The sequence below is a fragment of the uncultured Psychroserpens sp. genome, from assembly GCF_947494225.1.
Taxonomy (GTDB): Bacteria; Bacteroidota; Bacteroidia; order Flavobacteriales; family Flavobacteriaceae; genus Psychroserpens.
In genome coordinates, this window is the sequence record NZ_CANLUG010000002.1 from 390,275 (window position 1) to 408,360 (window position 18,086).

18 protein-coding genes are annotated in these 18,086 nt (G+C 34.5%); 3 read left to right on the forward strand and 15 right to left on the reverse strand.

Annotation, left to right across the window (positions count from 1 at the left end):
* The first annotated feature begins 6 nt into the window (after positions 1-6).
* A complete protein-coding gene (locus tag Q0893_RS05825; RefSeq protein ID WP_298900506.1) occupies positions 7-834 on the forward strand; it encodes a DUF4097 family beta strand repeat-containing protein in 828 nt (275 codons plus the stop codon).
* Between the two features lie 4 nt (positions 835-838).
* A complete protein-coding gene (locus Q0893_RS05830) occupies positions 839-1,531 on the forward strand; it encodes a hypothetical protein (RefSeq protein WP_299273276.1) in 693 nt (230 codons plus the stop codon).
* 50 nt (positions 1,532-1,581) lie between these two features.
* Here Q0893_RS05830 and Q0893_RS05835 read toward each other — a convergent pair whose 3' ends face one another.
* From Q0893_RS05835 to Q0893_RS05865, 7 genes are all read right to left on the reverse strand, one after another.
* The gene (locus Q0893_RS05835) at positions 1,582-2,394 is read right to left on the reverse strand and encodes a purine-nucleoside phosphorylase (RefSeq protein ID WP_299273280.1); all 813 of its coding nucleotides are present in this window, start codon (positions 2,392-2,394) and stop codon (positions 1,582-1,584) included.
* Entirely contained in the window at positions 2,387-2,998 is a 612-nt protein-coding gene (locus tag Q0893_RS05840; protein ID WP_299273283.1) for a TIGR04282 family arsenosugar biosynthesis glycosyltransferase, read from the reverse strand. The genes Q0893_RS05835 and Q0893_RS05840 overlap by 8 nt, the downstream gene beginning before the upstream one ends.
* Positions 2,991-3,503, reverse strand: a complete 513-nt coding sequence (locus tag Q0893_RS05845) for a rhodanese-like domain-containing protein (RefSeq protein ID WP_299273286.1) — start codon at positions 3,501-3,503, stop codon at positions 2,991-2,993. Before Q0893_RS05845 ends, Q0893_RS05840 begins: the two co-directional genes overlap by 8 nt.
* A 42-nt stretch (positions 3,504-3,545) precedes the next feature.
* Positions 3,546-4,514: an arsenosugar biosynthesis arsenite methyltransferase ArsM gene (gene arsM / locus Q0893_RS05850; RefSeq protein WP_298900500.1), complete on the reverse strand. Its 969-nt coding sequence runs from the start codon at positions 4,512-4,514 to the stop codon at positions 3,546-3,548.
* A 113-nt stretch (positions 4,515-4,627) separates the two neighbouring features.
* Positions 4,628-5,305: a DUF2064 domain-containing protein gene (locus tag Q0893_RS05855; RefSeq protein WP_298900499.1), complete on the reverse strand. Its 678-nt coding sequence runs from the start codon at positions 5,303-5,305 to the stop codon at positions 4,628-4,630.
* 3 nt (positions 5,306-5,308) lie between these two features.
* Complete coding sequence (gene arsS / locus Q0893_RS05860; RefSeq protein ID WP_298900498.1) at positions 5,309-6,373, reverse strand: arsenosugar biosynthesis radical SAM (seleno)protein ArsS; 1,065 nt, start codon at positions 6,371-6,373, stop codon at positions 5,309-5,311.
* Between the two features lie 6 nt (positions 6,374-6,379).
* Entirely contained in the window at positions 6,380-6,715 is a 336-nt protein-coding gene (locus Q0893_RS05865) for an arsenosugar biosynthesis-associated peroxidase-like protein (RefSeq protein WP_008270413.1), read from the reverse strand.
* Between the two features lie 180 nt (positions 6,716-6,895).
* Here Q0893_RS05865 and xdhC point away from each other — a divergent pair, with 180 nt between their 5' ends.
* Positions 6,896-7,669 carry a xanthine dehydrogenase accessory protein XdhC gene (xdhC, locus tag Q0893_RS05870; protein ID WP_299273292.1) on the forward strand — a complete coding sequence of 258 codons (774 nt, stop codon included), beginning with the start codon at positions 6,896-6,898 and terminating at the stop codon, positions 7,667-7,669.
* A gap of 31 nt (positions 7,670-7,700) precedes the next feature.
* Here the strand turns inward: xdhC and Q0893_RS05875 are convergent, their stop codons facing one another.
* From Q0893_RS05875 to Q0893_RS05910, 8 genes are read right to left on the reverse strand one after another with little or no spacing between them, the layout of a single operon-like run.
* The gene (locus Q0893_RS05875) at positions 7,701-9,134 is read right to left on the reverse strand and encodes a hypothetical protein (protein WP_298900496.1); all 1,434 of its coding nucleotides are present in this window, start codon (positions 9,132-9,134) and stop codon (positions 7,701-7,703) included.
* 15 nt (positions 9,135-9,149) lie between these two features.
* Positions 9,150-10,019: a 2-oxo-4-hydroxy-4-carboxy-5-ureidoimidazoline decarboxylase gene (gene uraD, locus Q0893_RS05880; RefSeq protein WP_299273296.1), complete on the reverse strand. Its 870-nt coding sequence runs from the start codon at positions 10,017-10,019 to the stop codon at positions 9,150-9,152.
* Positions 10,020-10,024: 5 nt separating this feature from the next.
* The gene (locus Q0893_RS05885; RefSeq protein ID WP_299273299.1) at positions 10,025-11,428 is read right to left on the reverse strand and encodes a urate hydroxylase PuuD; all 1,404 of its coding nucleotides are present in this window, start codon (positions 11,426-11,428) and stop codon (positions 10,025-10,027) included.
* A gap of 5 nt (positions 11,429-11,433) precedes the next feature.
* Positions 11,434-12,432 (reverse strand): allantoicase, encoded by a 999-nt coding sequence (gene alc / locus Q0893_RS05890; RefSeq protein ID WP_298900493.1) that lies wholly within the window; start codon positions 12,430-12,432, stop codon positions 11,434-11,436.
* Positions 12,429-13,769 carry an allantoinase AllB gene (allB, locus tag Q0893_RS05895; protein ID WP_299273303.1) on the reverse strand — a complete coding sequence of 447 codons (1,341 nt, stop codon included), beginning with the start codon at positions 13,767-13,769 and terminating at the stop codon, positions 12,429-12,431. The genes alc and allB overlap by 4 nt, the downstream gene beginning before the upstream one ends.
* A 3-nt stretch (positions 13,770-13,772) precedes the next feature.
* On the reverse strand, positions 13,773-14,342 hold the full coding sequence (locus Q0893_RS05900) for a GNAT family N-acetyltransferase (RefSeq protein WP_298900491.1): 570 nt from the start codon (positions 14,340-14,342) through the stop codon (positions 13,773-13,775).
* Positions 14,343-14,351: 9 nt separating this feature from the next.
* Positions 14,352-16,679 carry a molybdopterin cofactor-binding domain-containing protein gene (locus tag Q0893_RS05905; protein WP_299273308.1) on the reverse strand — a complete coding sequence of 776 codons (2,328 nt, stop codon included), beginning with the start codon at positions 16,677-16,679 and terminating at the stop codon, positions 14,352-14,354.
* Positions 16,672-18,084, reverse strand: a complete 1,413-nt coding sequence (locus Q0893_RS05910) for an FAD binding domain-containing protein (RefSeq protein ID WP_299273312.1) — start codon at positions 18,082-18,084, stop codon at positions 16,672-16,674. The genes Q0893_RS05905 and Q0893_RS05910 overlap by 8 nt, the downstream gene beginning before the upstream one ends.
* Positions 18,085-18,086 lie beyond the last annotated feature (2 nt).

An 18,086-nucleotide genomic window follows, 5' to 3' on the forward strand; every position in this document is an offset into this window, starting at 1 on the left:
TAACAAATGAAACGAACAGGAATTATATTAAATGTTATAGCATTATTAAGCTTTGTTTTTACATATGCTCAAGAAGACTATACAAAAAGTTTGAATGGTATTACTAAAGTGAAAATTGAAACAAACACTAAGGTGAAAATCATTGTAGGATCTTCTAATGAATTAAAATTTAGCAAATACGAATTAGACAATCTTGATCATGATCATGACAATTGCGACCACGAACACGATGCTGGAGGCTTTAATGAAAAAGAAAATGATAGAGCTAAAGGATTAAAACCAGTTTATGCTGGAGGGACTGATAATACCGGATTTGGGATGTCTATTGAACAAGAAGGAAATGTGCTTCGCATCAAAGATTTAAAAACATGGATGCAACGAAGCGGATTGCAAATTTATTTACCTAAAACAATGGACATTCATTTAGATTGTGGTAATATGGGAAGAGCAGTAATTAAAGGGTTTTCTTCAGAAATTGAGGTGAATACGAATATAGGAAACATTGATCTTATAGATGTTACCGGTCCAATTACGGCTCATACAAATACAGGAACTATTGACGTCGATTTTGCTAGTGTCAATCAATCTTCTCCAATTACTTTAAGTAGTTCTACAGGCGTAGTAGATGTATCGCTTCCTGCAAACACAAAGGCAGATTTAGAATTGCGTTCAACAATGGGATCTGTCTATACCGATTTTGATTTACAAAAACCTTCTGAAGATGATATGAAGGTTGTTGGAGCCAATAGAAAAATAGAAAGTAAACTCAATAATGGAGGCGTAAAAATTGTATTGAGATCATCTACTGGAAATGTGTATTTAAGAAAAAAATAATCAAATGAAAAAACTAATTATACTAGCATTGTTGAGTGTAACAACACTCCATGCGCAACGAAATGTTGAAGCGAAAGAACGCTTGTCAAAAAACCAAGATGTGTATCTTAACCTTAAGTTTGCTCAAGATATAAGAGTAGAACACGGCAACACTAATGACGTTTTAATAAAAGCTTCAGTAATTATAGACGACGGTAAAGGTAATGACGCTTTCAGTATTAAAACAGAAAATACGGCTGGGCAATTGAAATTGTATTCTGATTTTGGAGATTATTTCAAAAAGAAATGGGATGATAAGAACAGACATGATTACAATAGTACTACAGAGATTAATTATGTTGTCATAATTCCGAAAAACATCAACCTAAAAATTAAAAGTATTTCAGGAAGTGTATATATGGATAATTATGATGGTGATTTGGTTACCGATTTAATTTCTGGAGATGTCACCATAAAAAAATATAATGGTGAATTGCGTTTAAAAACAATAAGTGGAGCATTAGATGTTACAGTAAATAAGGCACAATTAAATGCAAAGTCACTTACAGGAACCATATACTCTAACCTAAATTTTGAAGCTAATACAGATAAGAAGTATCATGGAGCACATAATAAAGTGTCAAAACAAATAAATGGAGGAACACTTCCTTTAGAAATGGAAACCATTTCTGGAAATATTTATATTCGAAAAGGATAGGAATAAAACCTAATAAAAAAAGGCTTTACAAATTGTAAAGCCTTTTTTTATTATAAATCTGTAATTAACGCTTTAAATAGAGTAATCATATCGGGTTCAGCTTTTGCTGCCATGGCAATAATTTCGCCAATATCAACAGGTTTAAGATTATCTGGATCACACTCATCAGTTAATACAGAAATTGCTGCTGCTTTAATATTTAAATGATTGGCGACTATAATTTCAGGCACAGTACTCATACCTACAGCATCTGCACCTATAATTTTAAGCATTCGATACTCGGCTCTTGTTTCTAATTGAGGTCCAACAACACTTGCATAAACACCTTCGTGTAGTTTAATATTATGATGCGTCGCAATCGCTTTAAACTTTGCGTTGATTTCAAGGTTGTAAGGTGCACTCATGTCGGCGAAACGTTCACCTAATTCTTCAACACCTTTAAATGCTAATGGAGAACTTCCCTGTAAATTAATGTGGTCGTCAATAAGCATTAATTCTCCTTTTTTGAATTCTAAATTAATCGCACCTGATGCATTAGAAACTAACAAGGTTTTTATGCCAAGTTTTTCCATAACACGAACAGGGTAAGTAACATCTTGAAGAGAATAGCCTTCATAAACATGGAAACGACCTTGCATTACAACAACCTTTTTTCCTGCGAGCAATCCATAAATTAGTTTTCCTTTATGGAATTCTACTGTGGCTGTTGGAAAGTTTGGTATATGGTTATAACTTACTTCTTGAATGATATCAATTTCATCGGTTAATAATCCAAGACCTGTTCCTAGAATGATTCCAATTTCAGGATTGTCAAACCCTTTTGATTTTAAATAATCTGAAGATTCGGTAATATATTTAATCATGAGTATTATAAAATTGTTTAAGTTGATGGTAATGTTTCATATCATCAAAAGTATCAATATCATTTAATTCTTTTAGTAAATGGACATTACTATTTTGTAAATCTTTTAGCGTGTCTTGACGAACAGTTTCAGTACCCCAATCTTTATTTTTAAAGAGTTTTGGATACATTTTTTTTAAGCCTAGTAAATAATATCCACCATCTTCGGCAGGACCAATAACCACGTCATGATAATCTAACGCAGATGATGCCTCTGCTATGACGCGTTCGTTTAAATCTAATAAATCGCTCCCAATAATAATAACTTTCTTATAACCTAAATTTAAAAGTTCATTAAAAGCATTAAGCATACGCATACCAAGATCACTGCCATTTTGAAGTTTTTTGTTAAAAAAATCATTACTCCAAATATCATTGTAATTAATGCTCTCAGAATAAAAAACATAACGATCAGCTTCAGTTTTTTTAGCAATATTAGCTGTATGCTGAAGGAGGTATTTATAAATATCCAAAGCCGATTGATCACCTAATGTTTTGGCCAATCGTGTTTTACATTTGCCTAATTCTGGGTTTCTGGTGAATATTATTAATGCGCTTTCAGTCATTAGTTTTCGGATATACTTTTTTTCCTTTTTTTAACCACTTACCCCAAAAAGGAGAACAAACATGTACACTATCTGTTGTGGCATTTTTTGTGTTGTAAACATCAAAATTGTTGTTCTTCCATTCTATGATACCACCAAAAAGGTTTTTCACGTTGGTATATCCAGCTTTTTTTAACTTATTAGCTATAACTTCAGACCTTACACCCAATGTACAATACACAACTATGGCTTCATCCTTATTAGGAATTTGCTTTTCAACTGTACTTAGTTTAAATGTGTCATATCCAACATAAATAGCATTTTTAAGATGACTTACATTAAACTCATCCTGTTCTCTTGCATCTAAAACTATAGCATTGGTTTTAGGCATAGCCAATTCTTGTACTGAAATATACGGGATGTTATTTTTGTTATAGCGCTTCAACAAATCATCAATAGTTTCTTGAGCGCCTACAAAGGGCATCATGAAACATAATGCAATGAAAAATAAATATGTTTTTTTCATAAATTACGAAGCTACTTTAATTAATAAATTCTGTTTATTTAATTAGCAACAGCCTCCACCATCGTAATGAAAAGTAGACTCACTAATAAAAATATCTTGTCTTCCAAGTTTAGCAAGATCAGACGCTGTTTTATCACAAATTGCTAAAGGCTGATTCTTTAAAAGAACATGACCTTTCTTGTCGTCGAAATAATCGTCTTTACCAAAATAGATAGCTGCTTTTCCAGTAAAAATGCAAGGGCCATCCTCTGGCATTGGATCTTTAATTGCAGCAACTTCTATAGATTCTATATAGATTAATTCATCGGTTGGATAGTCTTCTGGGTTTAAAATTCTATAAGGCTTACGCGCTCTAATTTCAATAGTACCAAAACCTACATCTGTTAACGCTTTTACATAATCTGCAATAGGAAGGCTTCCACTTAAACACAACGCACGCAAGCGGTCGTCATTTCTAAGTGTTTCATTCATTGGTTGCTCACAAGTAGGGTCGCTCATTACCAATCTTCCGTGAGGTTTTAATACACGATACATTTCTTCAATGGCTAGTTTTAAATCTTCTGCTTTAAAAATATTAAAAAGGCAATTTTGAGCAGCCACATCAATACTGTTGTCTTCTACAGGGAGATTAAGGGCATCTCCTTTTTTAAGATCTACATATTCACTTTTAAACCAACTATTTTGTTCTTCGGCAATTTTAAAGTTTTCACGTGAGGCTTCTAACATTTCATCAACAACGTCAACGCCAATTACCCCATGTTTTTGTCGATTAAAATAAGAGAATTGTAACAACTCCATACCACCTCCAACACCAACATAGAGCATTTTTGGGTTATTAGATAAATCTCTTGCATGCACAGTACTACCACAACCATAGTTCATTTCTTGCATAATTCTCGGGATTTTTAATCCTGGTAATTCCCAAATAGGGTTTGTTGTACAACATAATCCAACATCTGGAGTCAAAGCTGCTTCTTTATAAACGTCGTGCGTGGTTTCTAGGTAACTCATAATTCAATTGTATTTTTATTGGGTATTAATCCCAAATTGTATTTATAATTATTTAATCGCTTTTTCTTCGTTAAAAAAGAGCGATATTTTAGTAAGTAAAAGGTTTGATGTTTTTAGAATGAATAAGGAGATCCTTTATTAAAATAAGTGTCTCTACTTAATATTGAAATAAAATGTATTGAAGTGTTATAGATCTTCTTTTCTACTGAAATATACGTATTCAAAAGCTGCTTAATCCATACTGAAATAGCTCTGAAATTATCAATTACAGCTTTTATATCTGAAACGGTATCAATGTCTGACAAGGCTTCTAAATAAGACAATTGTATGTCTTGTAAAAGGACTAATCTTGAAATACTTCGATGTAATCGAGACGTCTGCCATGGTAATTTTAAAAAGGTCTCGGTATTATAATGAGATTGTTTTAGTCCCATTAAGTAGAATCCACCGTCTTTTGAAGGACCTAAAACTATATCATTTTGCTCTAAGGCATGTACTGCCTGAAAGATGTGATTTGTTTGTAAATATGGAGTGTCGTTGCCTATAGTAATAACGGCATCAAACCCCTTTTTATACACCGACTCAATAGCATTGGTAAAGCGTTCACCAAATGTTGAGCCCACTTGATTTTTTTCAGAAGAATGAAAATAAGGTAAGCCAGAGCGCTGTACAATCTTTAATGTTTGAGCGTTTAGCGCATCAAATAAAGTTTCCGAAGATTGAAACGGTTTTTTAACGGCTTCAAATTCGGCAGTATTTGCAAAGATTAATATGGCTGTTTTAGTATTCATATATTATGCTACCACACCTTGACAGCTACTTCCTGCACCAGCAGTGCAACCATAGCAATGTTGAGAAATTACAATGTTTCGACCTTCTAATAATTCTTCGTTAAATTCTGAAATATGCTTGGCCTTACTATTTACGGGCAATTCTAGCATTTGATTAAAATCACAATCATATAAATAACCATCCCAACTTACCGAAAGTGTATTGGTACACATAACATTGGCAACAGCTGAAGGGTTGTAAGCATCAACAAGTTGATACATATAATCTTCATAGTTTTCTGAAGCAATTAAATAATCAAGAAATCTTGAAATAGGTAAATTCGTAATGGCAAATAAATTATGAAATTGAATGCCAAAATCTTCCATTAAGGCTTTTTTGAAATCTTTTTCCATGGCCATTTGGTCACCAGGTAAGAATGCACCAGAAGGATTATAAACTAAATCTAGTCGTAAATCGCTGTCAGGCATACCATAACCAACGGCATTTAATTCTTGCAATGCTTTTATCGATTTGTCAAAAACACCATCACCACGTTGTTTGTCTGTTTTTCCACGTGTCCAATGTGGCATAGAACTCACAACATGAACATTGTGTTTTTTAAAGAAATCAGGTAAGTCGTAATATTTTTTATTGGCACGAATGATTGTTAAATTAGATCGTACAATAAAATCTTTAATACCAACTTTAGCAGCTTCTTCTACGAACCATCTAAAATCTGGGTTCATCTCAGGAGCACCTCCAGTTAAATCTAAAGTATGAGCTCCAGAATTTTTAATGACGTTTAAGCATTGTTGCATGGTCTCACGCGTCATTATTTCTTTACGATCTGGTCCAGCATCAACATGACAATGTTCGCAAACTTGATTACACATATAACCAACGTTAATCTGTAAAATTTCAAGTTTTTTAGCTTTTAAAGGAAACTGACTTGTTTCTGAAATTTTATCTTTAAATGTAGGTAACTCTCCATTTTGGAAAATTCCATTAGACAAAATTTCTAACTGTCTATTACTTTGCGCTAGGTCGCTTCCTTTCTTTTTTAAGGATTGGGTTTTTAATTTCGTCATCTGCAATTAGCCGTCTAGTTTATTTACTTTATTCATCATTTGCACACCATGTACAAGAGTTGCGCCACTTTTAATCGCAGCTCCAACATGAATGGCTTCCATCATTTCTTCTTTTGTAACACCTCTTTGCAAGCCATCTTTTGTATAGGCGTCAATACAATATGGGCATTGCTCTGTATGAGCAACAGCTAGGGCAATCAAAGACTTTTCGCGAGCTGAGAGTGCACCTTCTTCAAAAACTTTTCCGTAATATTCAAAGAATTTATTACCTAATTCTTCGCTCCACTCTGTGATTTTTCCAAATTTCCTTAAATCTGCTGGATCGTAATATGTTTTTGACATGTTATAAAATTTCAAAGGGTTATTGTACTGTACTTAAAAATAGATGCCGAATTTTAGTCGCTATTAATTATCAAACTTAACAGAAAATTTAGCAGAATGCTAATTTATTTTTGAAGACCACATCTAAATATGGTTTACTCTAAAAAAGTCTTACTTTTAGAGCCTCCTTTTAATTAGAAAATGAAGAACTGGATTGCATTATTATCAGAGTTTAAAGAGCGACAAGAGCCCATTGCTTTGGTAACCGTTACTAAGTGCTTAGGGTCAACACCTTGTGAGGTTGGTTCTCGAATGATTATTACCAAGGATAATGTTGTTCATGGTACTATAGGAGGTGGGAAATTGGAGTTCTTAGCTATCGATGAAGCCATTAATGCTCTACGCGAGAATAAAATTATCGAATCGAGTTACACCTTAGGGCCTGAGTTTGAACAATGCTGTGGAGGAAAAGTTGAATTTATTATAGAACCTATGAATCAATCACCAGAATTATTTTTATTTGGAGCAGGACATATTGGACATGAAATTGCCAAGATATTAGTAGATACACCTTTTGAAGTTCATCTTATTGATTCGCGACATAATTGGTTTGAGCATTCAACTTTGGATAAAAGTATTCATCTACAACAAGTTAATATTGACGATTTCAAGACGTTTAGAGATGTAGTAAAATGGGGAAAGAATTGTTATGTATTAATATTAACACATGATCATTCTATAGATTTTGAGATTATTGCTATGGCTTTGCAACATAAAACAAAGTTTTTGGGCTTAATAGGTAGTAAAACTAAACGTGTTCGCTTCAATAATATGCTTATTAAAGATATGAATATAAAAGAAGGTATGAGTAATGTGGTGTGCCCAATAGGATTACAAGTTGGAGGTAATACACCTAAAGAAATAGCAATAAGTGTTGCTGCTCAGTTATTACAAGTGCATTACAACAATGAGTAATAATATCATTTTGTAATGCACTCGTACTATATTACTTCAATTTTGCACGCCTGTCTTTTAAAATTTTCGCAAACGATCGCGTTCTAATCTCATCTAAAGTTAAACCTGTAGCCAAAACTTCATCTATAGAAATAGCGCCGCTATTTAAAGCCTTTAAAAAGTAATTTAAGAGACCTTGTCCCGTCGCTGCATCGTCAAATGTATCACCAATTAATGTGGCTTGAGCTGCTTTTTCGACGAAGGTTTTTAAACGTAAAACGGCATCATCATAGCTTTCTAGAAAAAAGGCATAAACAGCTGTATATCGCATTGGTAATTGCGCTGGGTTTAAATCCCAACCTTGGTATAAACCTTTGTATAGAGAATGACGAATATGTCCATAACCCTTAAGCCAAGCACGATGCACAACGTCTTTGTTTTCTTGCTCTTGTTCTTCGCTTAAGTCACCACGATGAGGTCCAATAGGCATTGTGTTAGTAGCGCCATCAGATAACCATATTCCTGTATGGGCTAAGGCTACTTTAGTGGTGTAATGTGCATAATCACAAACGTCATGATCCATCTCCTGGTAAGATGCAGTAATATTGTTAGAAGCTGTGTAATCATAAGTTCCAAAGTGGGTGGCAATACATCTACCCTTACTAGCAGCGATAAATCTAAATAACGGATTTGTTCCATTATGATCCATAATGGACTGCGTGGTTTCTACCATCATTTCCATTTTTAGAGTGCCAGATTCTAAGTTAAAAACACCCTCTATAACTTCAAAAAAGGAAACTAAGGCTATGATTTGCTCAGGAATAGTCACCTTAGGCAACATCACCACAAAATTATCTGGTAATTTTCCGTTAGTTTTAGTAAGTAGTGTTGTTAAGAATAAATCGAGTGTTCTTTGGCCACGGTGTTTTAATTCTTCAGTGAATGGTTTGATACGTATACCAATAAATGGCGAAAGCGTGTTGTCTTTCATACCTTGTGCGACTTGCTCAGCTGCAAAAATAGCAGTTTCATCTTCTTCTTTATCCGAACGATTTCCAAAGCCATCTTCAAAATCAATTCTGAAATCTTCAACACCTTCACGCTCTAACTTAGCAATAACCTTCTGATAGATTCTATATGAAAATCCAGCAGGATGTTGTTTTAATTCATCTGGCGTTAATCCTTCTAGTTTTTTAATGAGTTTTTCTTGCTTTTTAGCCTTTGAAGGCAATTTTTTATTTCCTTTTAACTTAAAGGCTTTTCCAAATTCGATAAAATTAGGAGCATAATGCAATAGTGAATTTAAAGCAATACTACCCAGAACCTGAGTGGTGTTAGACTTAAAAAGATTTGCGCCACCATAAACTGTATGAATGGGCTGCCTGTCTTCTCTATCACCACGATAAATATTATTAAATGTCAGGTTAGCTGTTTTTAAATCGTCAAAAATATGTGCTTTTTTATCTTCTGAAATACTTAAATTCATAATAAATGTTTAATACTAACTCCCTCTGTAAGTTGAATACCCAAAAGGATTAATTAATAATGGAATATGATAATGACTACCATCGGTAACTTCAAATTGTATTGAAGCCTCAGGATAAAAGCCATTTTGATTATTGTTTTTATAATAGTTACCTGTGTTAAAGGTCATCGTATAAATGCCAGGAATTAAAAATCTACCAGGTGGTAACACATCTGAAATACGACCATCATTGTTAGTGATACCTACACTCATAGGTTTCCATTGATTATCACGTAAACCTTTTAGCGCGATGAGCATATGGCTTGCAGGAATACCAATAGATGTATCTAAGGCGTGTGTTGTTAAATGACTCGTTAAATTAGCATTCTGAGGAACACTTTCTATAAGTTTCGCCAAACGAATTGCTGTGATTTTATGTTGTTCATTCATTGCAACATAAATTTCATCATCCGGCTTATGATCCAATCTCGCATTTATGATGGCTAACATTTCTTCGGCAGATTTTCCACTAGCGCTTACAATGAAAATATATCCATACTTGTTTTCATAATCTTCATTAGCTTTAGCCAATGCTTCAATGACGTCTAAACTAGCTTCAGATACTTTAGATTGTTCGTTTCCAGCCCAAGCTGAAGTGTGTGCAAATTTTTCTTTTAAACTGTCTATATTTCCAATTTTTGGATGACCGGTAAAGGCTTCTTTAAAATCATCAATGGAACAGTGGTTGTACCAAATTGAAGCCGCTGTTTCAATAAGTTCATTTTCCGAAGAAAAGGGTCTGCTTTGGAGCATTTTATTAACCCAAGTTTTAGAAACGCAACATTGTTCTAGTTTAGAAAATGCTTCCTGATCTGAAAGTGAATTAAGTTGATTTAGTGTTATCATAATCTTTATTTTGGTGCGCCTTGATTGATCCAACAATTTATCATATCGCGTTCTTCTTGTGTCATACCAGTTTGATTGTTGTTAAACGGCATATTTTTACTCACTACTACACGTTGGAAGATTTTGTCTCGCAAACTATAAATCTGTTCAGCTGTATCATATTTTACACCATTAGGCGCTACTTTCCAAACGGCATCTGTTGGGTTTGATGAATGGCAAGTAGTACACCTGTTGTTAATAATAGTTTGAACTTCTGTAAAGGAAACAATTTCTTGGCAGTTTTCATACTTTGGAGGTGTTGGAGCGGTCATAAAGGCAACGCCAAACAAAATAACTACTGCAATTGGCATGACCCAAACCGAAAGCTCCCCCTTTTCTCTAAGATTTAAATAATGTTTTACGCCAGCAGTTCCTAGGGTGATGCCAATAAGCACGATCCATTGATAAGTGTTTCCAAAAGTACTGGGAAAATGATTGCTAATCATTACAAACAATACAGGAAGTGTAAAGTAATTATTAGTATAAGAACGTAGAAATGCCGCTTTACCATCAGCAGGATTGGGCATTTGTCCTTTTTTCGCAGCAGCTACCATGCGTTTCTGCCCGGGAATAATGACAAAAAATACGTTTGCTGCCATCAAAGTTCCAAGAAAAGCTCCAAAATGAATATATGCTGCACGACCACTAAATACTTGTGCATAAAACCATGCAAACAAAAATACCAATGCTGTTATTGCCAAAGTAAATACGACCTTATTATTGCTAAGTCGTTTACAAATTTGATCATATAATATCCAGCCAATAATTAAAGAACTAATGCTAATTATTATCGCTGTAGATGGTAAAATATCTAATACTTCTGGATCAATTAAATACGAGGTTGCATTAAAATAATAGACGATAGAGAGTAAACAAAATCCAGATAACCAAGTAAAGTAAGCCTCATATTTAAACCAGTGCAAGTGCTTAGGTATTTTTTTAGGAGCCAATTTGTATTTTTCAACATAATAAAAACCGCCACCATGAACAGCCCAAAGATTACCGGCTAACTCGTCTCTTACATTTTCTGTTCTATTCAAGGCATTTTCTAAGAATACAAAATAAAAAGAAGCACCAATCCAAGCAATACCAAAGGTGATATGGATTAATCGAACACTTAAATTTAGCCACTCGAAAAAGTGGCTTTCATAAATAGTTCCTTTTAGGAACATATATAAAATGCCTATACCTCCAATAGAAGCTATAACGATTAGAGCATAAAACCAATTTTGAGATGTTTGAATAGCGTCTGCCTTCTCATCGTTTCCTTCGGCTTTTAACACTTTAATTGAATGACGTAGTTTATAAGTAACAGCTACTATTACCGAAAAAATAACAAGCCAAGCTATAAGTATAATTACTTCAATCATTTAATTTATTTAATGGTTCCAAAAATACGCAACCTACTAATGCCTCCATCAGGATATATTTTCAATTTAACATGTGTAATAGGCTGTTCGGTTTTCAAAATTTCTTTTTCGAAATGATGTTCACGATCAGCTCCAAGTTTTTGTTGAGGTAACAACGGTTTCCATTTATGACTACCACTCAAAACATCGGCATCATTAGTACATGAGCATACGTCAATGGCACAAGAATCTGGGTAATTACCTTTAAAATGTTTCGTGTCGACAATAATTTTATGAATTATTCCAGAATGACCTAGCTTTAAGATTACAAAATCTTCGTTATTAGGTGTGCGATTACGCTTTGTTTCCCAACCATCTCCCATGTTTTTTCCTGTGGTTGGAGAAATAAGATTATCCATAATACTGAAAAACATATCATTACAATGTAATGCTTTTCCACAGTTGTTAACTAACACTAAATCAATTAATTCTTCAGAATTCACTTTGGACCAATCTTTATAAACCTCTCCAAATACTCTAAATCGCGCAACTCCGCCATCTGGATAAATATGTAGACGAACATGTGTGAAGACTTTTTCTGAGTTAATTTCAAAAAAATGTTGACTCCCTGGATCTAAAGGCGATTTTGGAAGCACTTCTTCCCAAGTTAAATCATCGGCCTGACTCCAATCTGAAATATCCTCATCCAAATATATGGCTTCAACAGAAGCATAAGGCGGGTGATTTCCTAAAAAGTGATTAGTGTCAATATCGAAACCTCTAATTTTTCCTTCAGCGCCTAATTTTAAAATGGCCCAATCGTGACCCAAAGTACGTTTACGTCTTGATTCCCAGCCGTCCATCCATTTTCCGCGATCTGTATATTTATCGGCAATAAAAATGCCTCGGCCTTCTTTAATTAGGTTTTCTTTTTCAGCAAAAAAATCGTCAGTACAGTATAGTACTTGACCTCCAATTTTCTCTGATGCAAGATCTGTGTATTGTTTTAATCGTTCTTCTATCATGTATCTTTTAATAATATTTTTCCTTGATTAAGTGTTTTGAGTTTTGAGTTTTCAACGACGTGAACACCATTAACAAATGTATGAATTACTTTTCCAAAAACCCTGTGGTTTAAGTAGGGAGTTGCTTTGTGTTTGTGTTCGATACTAGCTTCGGAAATGGTAAATTGTTGGGTATCATCCCAAACAGTAATATCTGCATCTAAACCAGGTGCTAATGTTCCTTTTTTCTGATTAATTCCTAAAAATTCTGAAGGCTTTCGTGTAATTAATGGAATTAATTTTTCTAACTGTAACCCTCTTTTTTGTCCTTCTGAAAATAGGATAGGTAGTGTAAATTGTAATCCAGAAATTCCACCCCAAGCCTTAAAAAAATCGCCGCTTTCTAGTTGTTTACGCTCAGGTGGAGCAGGAGAGTGGTCTGATCCTAAAAAGCTAAAGCCATTATCAAGTAAAAAATCCCATAGCTTGTCATTATTTGCACTTTCTCGTATTGGTGGAGCACATTTATAAATTGGAGATTCATCAGGAATCGTCTCTGCATTAAAGAATAAGTAATGCGGACATGTTTCAACGGTTAACTTATTAGTTTCGTTTAAACGTTCTTTAATAGGTTCAATGCCCTTAGAAGCAGACAGATGTACAATGTGTACTTTGATGTCAAACTTTTTTTGAAGATCTAAAGCTAATGCGATAGCATTGGTCTCCCAGTGCTGAGGCCTAGAGTTTAAATAGCTTTGATAGCTTTTAGCGTTTGTGACTTCTGGAACCTTGGTGTCTGTTAATTCACAATGTAACAGTAAAGGAATATCGTGTGTTTTTAAAACAGGAGCAATTGCTTCTAAATCTAGTTTAGTGACGTTAGGAAACTCATCAATTCCTGAAGGTGTTAAAAATCCTTTAATCCCAAAAACTCCGGCATTTATAAGACCTTCTATGTCATTTTTATTTGTTGGTATTGTGCCGCCGTAGAAGCCACAATTTACATGAAGTTTATTTTTTGATGATTCTAATTTTTGATGAAGCGCATTTATATTTGTTGTTACAGGGCTTGCATTCAATGGCATCTCAATAAGGGTTGTTACGCCTCCAACAGCTGCTGCCTTTGTGGCTGTGTCAAAACCTTCCCAGCTTTCTCTTCCAGGTTCGTTGATGTGAACATGTGCATCAATTATTCCTGGCATTACTATGAGATTTTGGTAATCTAAAAATGGAATAGATGCACTAGTGTGATAACCTTTCTTGATATCAAGAATTTTCTGATTTTTAATGTGGATGGTAGCCTCTTGAAAAGCATCAAGTAGAAAGCAGCGTTTACTGTATATTAAAAATTCTGTCATTAATTATGTAATATCTGATTGTAACAAACAGTAAATCTCACTGTCTAAAAAGCGACCATCATAATAAAAGTTCTCTCTAAAACGGGCTTCTAGCTTAAAACCAAATTTGAGCAACAGCGCTTTAGAATTGTCATTTTCTATATTAACATTGGCCTCAAGGCTATGCAAATTTAAATCACGAAACCCAAAGCGAATCAATGTATCGAAGGTTTCTCTCATATAGCCTTTACCCCAAAAATTGGGATGTAAAATATAACCAATTTCTCCTCTAGAATTATGTTTGTCAATTTTCCAGATACCGAAATCACCAATCAATTGATGGCTCTCTTTGTCTACAATAGCCCATGTAATACCTTTTGTTTCTTTAAATGCGGCGTGGTATCCTTTAATTCTCTTTTCGGTGTCTTCAATTTTTACTGGTATTTCGGTGTCCATATATTTAGAAACAGCTTTATGGCTTCTCATAAATAAAAGTGTTTCGGCATACTCTAGTTTGTATTTTGTAAAATAGAGTCGTTCACTCTCAAGCTCAGGAAAAGTATCAAAGATGTTTTCGTTTATTTGAGTGTCCATCGCGTTATTTCATTTGTTTTCGTATAAACTCATAAGCACCTTTTCTGGTGTCATAGGTGCATGAAATTTTAAATCGTATTTAGGGTTAAATGCTCTTATGGCATTTTGAAGCGCAAAGTATGCTCCTATACCATACATTAAGGGTGGTTCACCTACGGCTTTCGACTTTAAAATTGCTAATTCATGTCCGTCCGTTTTTACAGGGAGGACTTCAACTTCTTTAGGAACAGAAAACAAATCTGGAATCTTATAGGTTGATAGCGCATTTGATAGTAAACGCCCTTCATCATTGTATGCGATTTCCTCCATAGTCATCCAACCAATTCCTTGAGCGAGAGCCCCTTCAACTTGTCCAAGGTCAATACCTTCACTCATACTTTTTCCATAATCATGAACAATCTTAACAGCATCAAACTCGTAAGTTCCACGAGTACAATCTACTGTAACGATAATAATGGCCGTTCCATAAACATGGTAAGCAAAAGGATGCCCTTTTTCTTTAGTTTTATCAAAGTGGATTTCTGGCGTAGCATAATGCGCATTTTCTGTCAAAGCAACACGTTTTAACATCGTTTTGCTAATGAGTTCTGTCCAAGATAAATTTGACTTTTCGCCATGTGTATAGACATACTCATCCTTTAATTGTATGTGTTCTTCTGAAATGTTCAAATCTTCTGAAGCCACACTTATTAAACGTTTAAGGAGAGCCTTGCACGCTTTTAAAGTTGCTTTTCCATTTAAATCGGCCGTTGAACTGGCAGCAGAAGGAGACGTGTTGGCAACTCTTGTTGTATTTGTAGTTTCGATTTTAATTTTTTCTATTGGAATAGAAAACACCTCTGAAGCAATTTGCATCATTTTAGTGTTTACACCTTGACCCATTTCAACAGCTGCAGTGCTAATTCCAATACTGCCATCGAGATAAATATGTACCAGCGCACGTGCGTGATTCATAGGTGTATTGGTAAATGAAATACCAAAGGTGATTGGCATCAAGGCTAATCCCTTTTTAAAGTTAGAATTATTGGCATTGAATGTTTCTACTTCTTGTTCTAAAAGGGTGATGTTGAATAGTTCTGTAGCAGAACTCCATGTATTTTTAGCCTCTACTTTTTTTGCCACTTGACCATAAGAAAATGTGTCATTTTCATCTAACAAATTTGCTTCTTGAATAACTCTTGCAGGTACGCCAATTTCACAGGCAGCTTTGGCAATTGCAGATTCGATAACAAACATACCTTGTGGTCCTCCAAATCCTCTAAAAGCTGTATTTGGCGGTAAGTTGGTTTTGCAACTAATTACGGTAGTTTTAACATGTGGCACAAAATAACTATTCGTAGCATGAAATAATGTACGTTCTGCAATAGCCGGAGATAAATCGGCAGCTGCTCCTGAGTTTTGTAAGAACTCAACTTCATAAGCCATGATCTTTAAATCTTTAGATAAGCCTATTTTATAAGTGCTCTCATAGGGATGACGCTTTCCAGTCATTCTTAGATCATCATGGCGATTTAGAATTAATTTTACAGACTGATTTAAATGAAAGGTTGCCAGAGCCGTCATTACTGCCCAAGGTGTTGCCTGATCTTCTTTGCCTCCAAAACCACCACCAAGTCTGGTGACATCTACTTCTATTTTATGCATAGCTACTCCTAAAACCTGAGCTATTGTTTTCTGTACAGCTGTTGGTCCTTGGGTTGATGAGGTGATTTTTATGTTTCCATTTTCTAGGGGTTCAGCATACGCTCCCTGAGCTTCGATGTACAAATGTTCTTGTCCGTTAGAAAATGTTTCACCTTCAAAAACATATTCACAATCTTTGAAAGCCTTTTCAGAATCACCTAAACTAAAAGATCTAGGTGCGTTGATAAAACTTCCTTTTGCCTTAGCCTGTTTTGCAGTAGTAATTACTGGTAATTCTTCAATATCGATTTCAATTAAGGCTCTAGCTTTTCTAGCAATGAATTCAGATTCGGCAACAATTAAAGCAATTGGCATTCCCCAAAAATGGATGTCATCTTCTGCAAATAATGGTTCATCTGGAATAATACCTCCAATTTGATTTTTTCCAGGAATGTCTTTGTAAGTAAAAATGCGTTCAACACCTTCTAAGGCTTCAGCTTTAGAATAGTCTATATGTTTTATGTGGCCATGTGCTTTTGGTGCATCAAAAACAACTGCATGAAATGTGCCTTGTCTTATATTAACATCATCAACATATAATGACTCACCACGAACATGAGTAAACGAATCTAAGTTTTTAATGCTCTGTTTTATAGATAAAGAAACAGCATCTAATTTAGCATCTAATATGGGATTTGATTTGTGTTTATGCATGCTCTATAAAATCATTTATTGTGAATGTCTCAGGGAAAAGCGTGGTGAAATGAGCAAAAAATAATTGTCTTGCCAATAAGCGTTTATAATCACTTGAACCACGAACGTCACTTATTGGTGAGATTTCATCTTGAAGTACTTCGCTAGCTTTAATTATAGTCTCTGGAGACAACGATTTTCCTATTAAGAATTGAGATGTATTGTGCAAATATTTGGGAATGGCTGCGACACCTCCTATAGAAATATGTGTTTCTGTAAAGTTGTTATTATCTACAGACATATGGATGGCAGAATTGACACTAGCAATATCTAAATGTGTACGTTTGCAAACTTTCTCAAAATTAAAAATAGACCCGTTTGATGGCAATTTGAAACGAATGGCTTTCAATAGTTCGCCTTCTTTTAAATCGAAGTTCTTATAGCCATGATAGAATTTTTTAAGAGGGAGTGAGCGCTCGTTTCTGTTGTAATCCATTATTTCAATATCACTGTTAAGCGCTAAAAAGAAAATGGTCATATCTCCAATAGGAGAGGCGTTAACCAAATTTCCCCCAAAAGATGCCATGTTTCTTATTTGTTCTGAAGACACTAATTTCAAATGCTTTTTAAGGTTAGGGAAATAAGTGTTTACTTCTTGGTGATTCCATAAATCTGAAACCGTTGAATTTGTGCCAATCGTACAAATACCATTTTCTATGGAAATACCTTTTAGGAAGTTTTTTCTAGCAATAAGATGTACAGGATTGTCTGTTAAGTAATCGGCTTGTTGTACATACAAATCTGTACCACCTGAAACAAATTTCCCTTCAAACTGCTCCTTGTCTTTAACTTCTAGATCTTGAAGCCGTTTAGTAATCGTTCTAAAATAGTCCGGAATAAATCCGTTTTCTATGAGCCAATTGAAATCTGAATCTATTTTGTAGTTTTTCAAAGTTTCAACCATTTGTTGTGTTGCTTTTTCAATGGCTTTGTAGCCCGTACATCTACATATATTTCCACTAATGGCATTAAGAGCATTAGTATAATTTTTTTCAGAATTAGAAAGGGCAAAACCCGTAAGTGCAACTACAAATCCTGGAGTGCAAAATCCGCATTGAGTGGCGTAATTTGCCTTCATGGCCTCTTGAGCAGTCGTTAATTTGTTTTGAAGATTTGTACCTTCAACTGTTACAATATGTTTACCATGAACATTTCCTAAAGGAGAAATACATGACGTAATACTTTGATAGTCTATATGGTCATTTTCTAGTGTGCCAACTAAAACAGTACAAGCACCACAATCACCTTCACGACAACCAATTTTAGCTCCCGTTAGACGCTGCTCATAGCGAACAAAGTCTAATAGTGTCATACCAGAATGTTCTGAGGTACTTATCGTTTTGTTATTAAGAATAAAGGTGATCATTA

Coding starts and splice junctions, on each gene's coding strand:
- arsS (WP_298900498.1), bottom strand. CDS start 6,373: ATGACGAAATTAAAAACCCAATCCTTAAAAAAGAAAGGAAGCGACCTA.
- Q0893_RS05910 (WP_299273312.1), bottom strand. CDS start 18,084: ATGATCACCTTTATTCTTAATAACAAAACGATAAGTACCTCAGAACAT.
- Q0893_RS05885 (WP_299273299.1), bottom strand. CDS start 11,428: ATGATTGAAGTAATTATACTTATAGCTTGGCTTGTTATTTTTTCGGTA.
- Q0893_RS05855 (WP_298900499.1), bottom strand. CDS start 5,305: ATGAATACTAAAACAGCCATATTAATCTTTGCAAATACTGCCGAATTT.
- Q0893_RS05865 (WP_008270413.1), bottom strand. CDS start 6,715: ATGTCAAAAACATATTACGATCCAGCAGATTTAAGGAAATTTGGAAAA.
- Q0893_RS05875 (WP_298900496.1), bottom strand. CDS start 9,134: ATGAATTTAAGTATTTCAGAAGATAAAAAAGCACATATTTTTGACGAT.
- Q0893_RS05835 (WP_299273280.1), bottom strand. CDS start 2,394: ATGATTAAATATATTACCGAATCTTCAGATTATTTAAAATCAAAAGGG.
- Q0893_RS05900 (WP_298900491.1), bottom strand. CDS start 14,342: ATGGACACTCAAATAAACGAAAACATCTTTGATACTTTTCCTGAGCTT.
- xdhC (WP_299273292.1), top strand. CDS start 6,896: ATGAAGAACTGGATTGCATTATTATCAGAGTTTAAAGAGCGACAAGAG.
- Q0893_RS05825 (WP_298900506.1), top strand. CDS start 7: ATGAAACGAACAGGAATTATATTAAATGTTATAGCATTATTAAGCTTT.
- arsM (WP_298900500.1), bottom strand. CDS start 4,514: ATGAGTTACCTAGAAACCACGCACGACGTTTATAAAGAAGCAGCTTTG.
- Q0893_RS05840 (WP_299273283.1), bottom strand. CDS start 2,998: ATGACTGAAAGCGCATTAATAATATTCACCAGAAACCCAGAATTAGGC.
- Q0893_RS05830 (WP_299273276.1), top strand. CDS start 839: ATGAAAAAACTAATTATACTAGCATTGTTGAGTGTAACAACACTCCAT.
- Q0893_RS05905 (WP_299273308.1), bottom strand. CDS start 16,679: ATGCATAAACACAAATCAAATCCCATATTAGATGCTAAATTAGATGCT.
- uraD (WP_299273296.1), bottom strand. CDS start 10,019: ATGATAACACTAAATCAACTTAATTCACTTTCAGATCAGGAAGCATTT.
- allB (WP_299273303.1), bottom strand. CDS start 13,769: ATGACAGAATTTTTAATATACAGTAAACGCTGCTTTCTACTTGATGCT.
- Q0893_RS05845 (WP_299273286.1), bottom strand. CDS start 3,503: ATGAAAAAAACATATTTATTTTTCATTGCATTATGTTTCATGATGCCC.
- alc (WP_298900493.1), bottom strand. CDS start 12,432: ATGATAGAAGAACGATTAAAACAATACACAGATCTTGCATCAGAGAAA.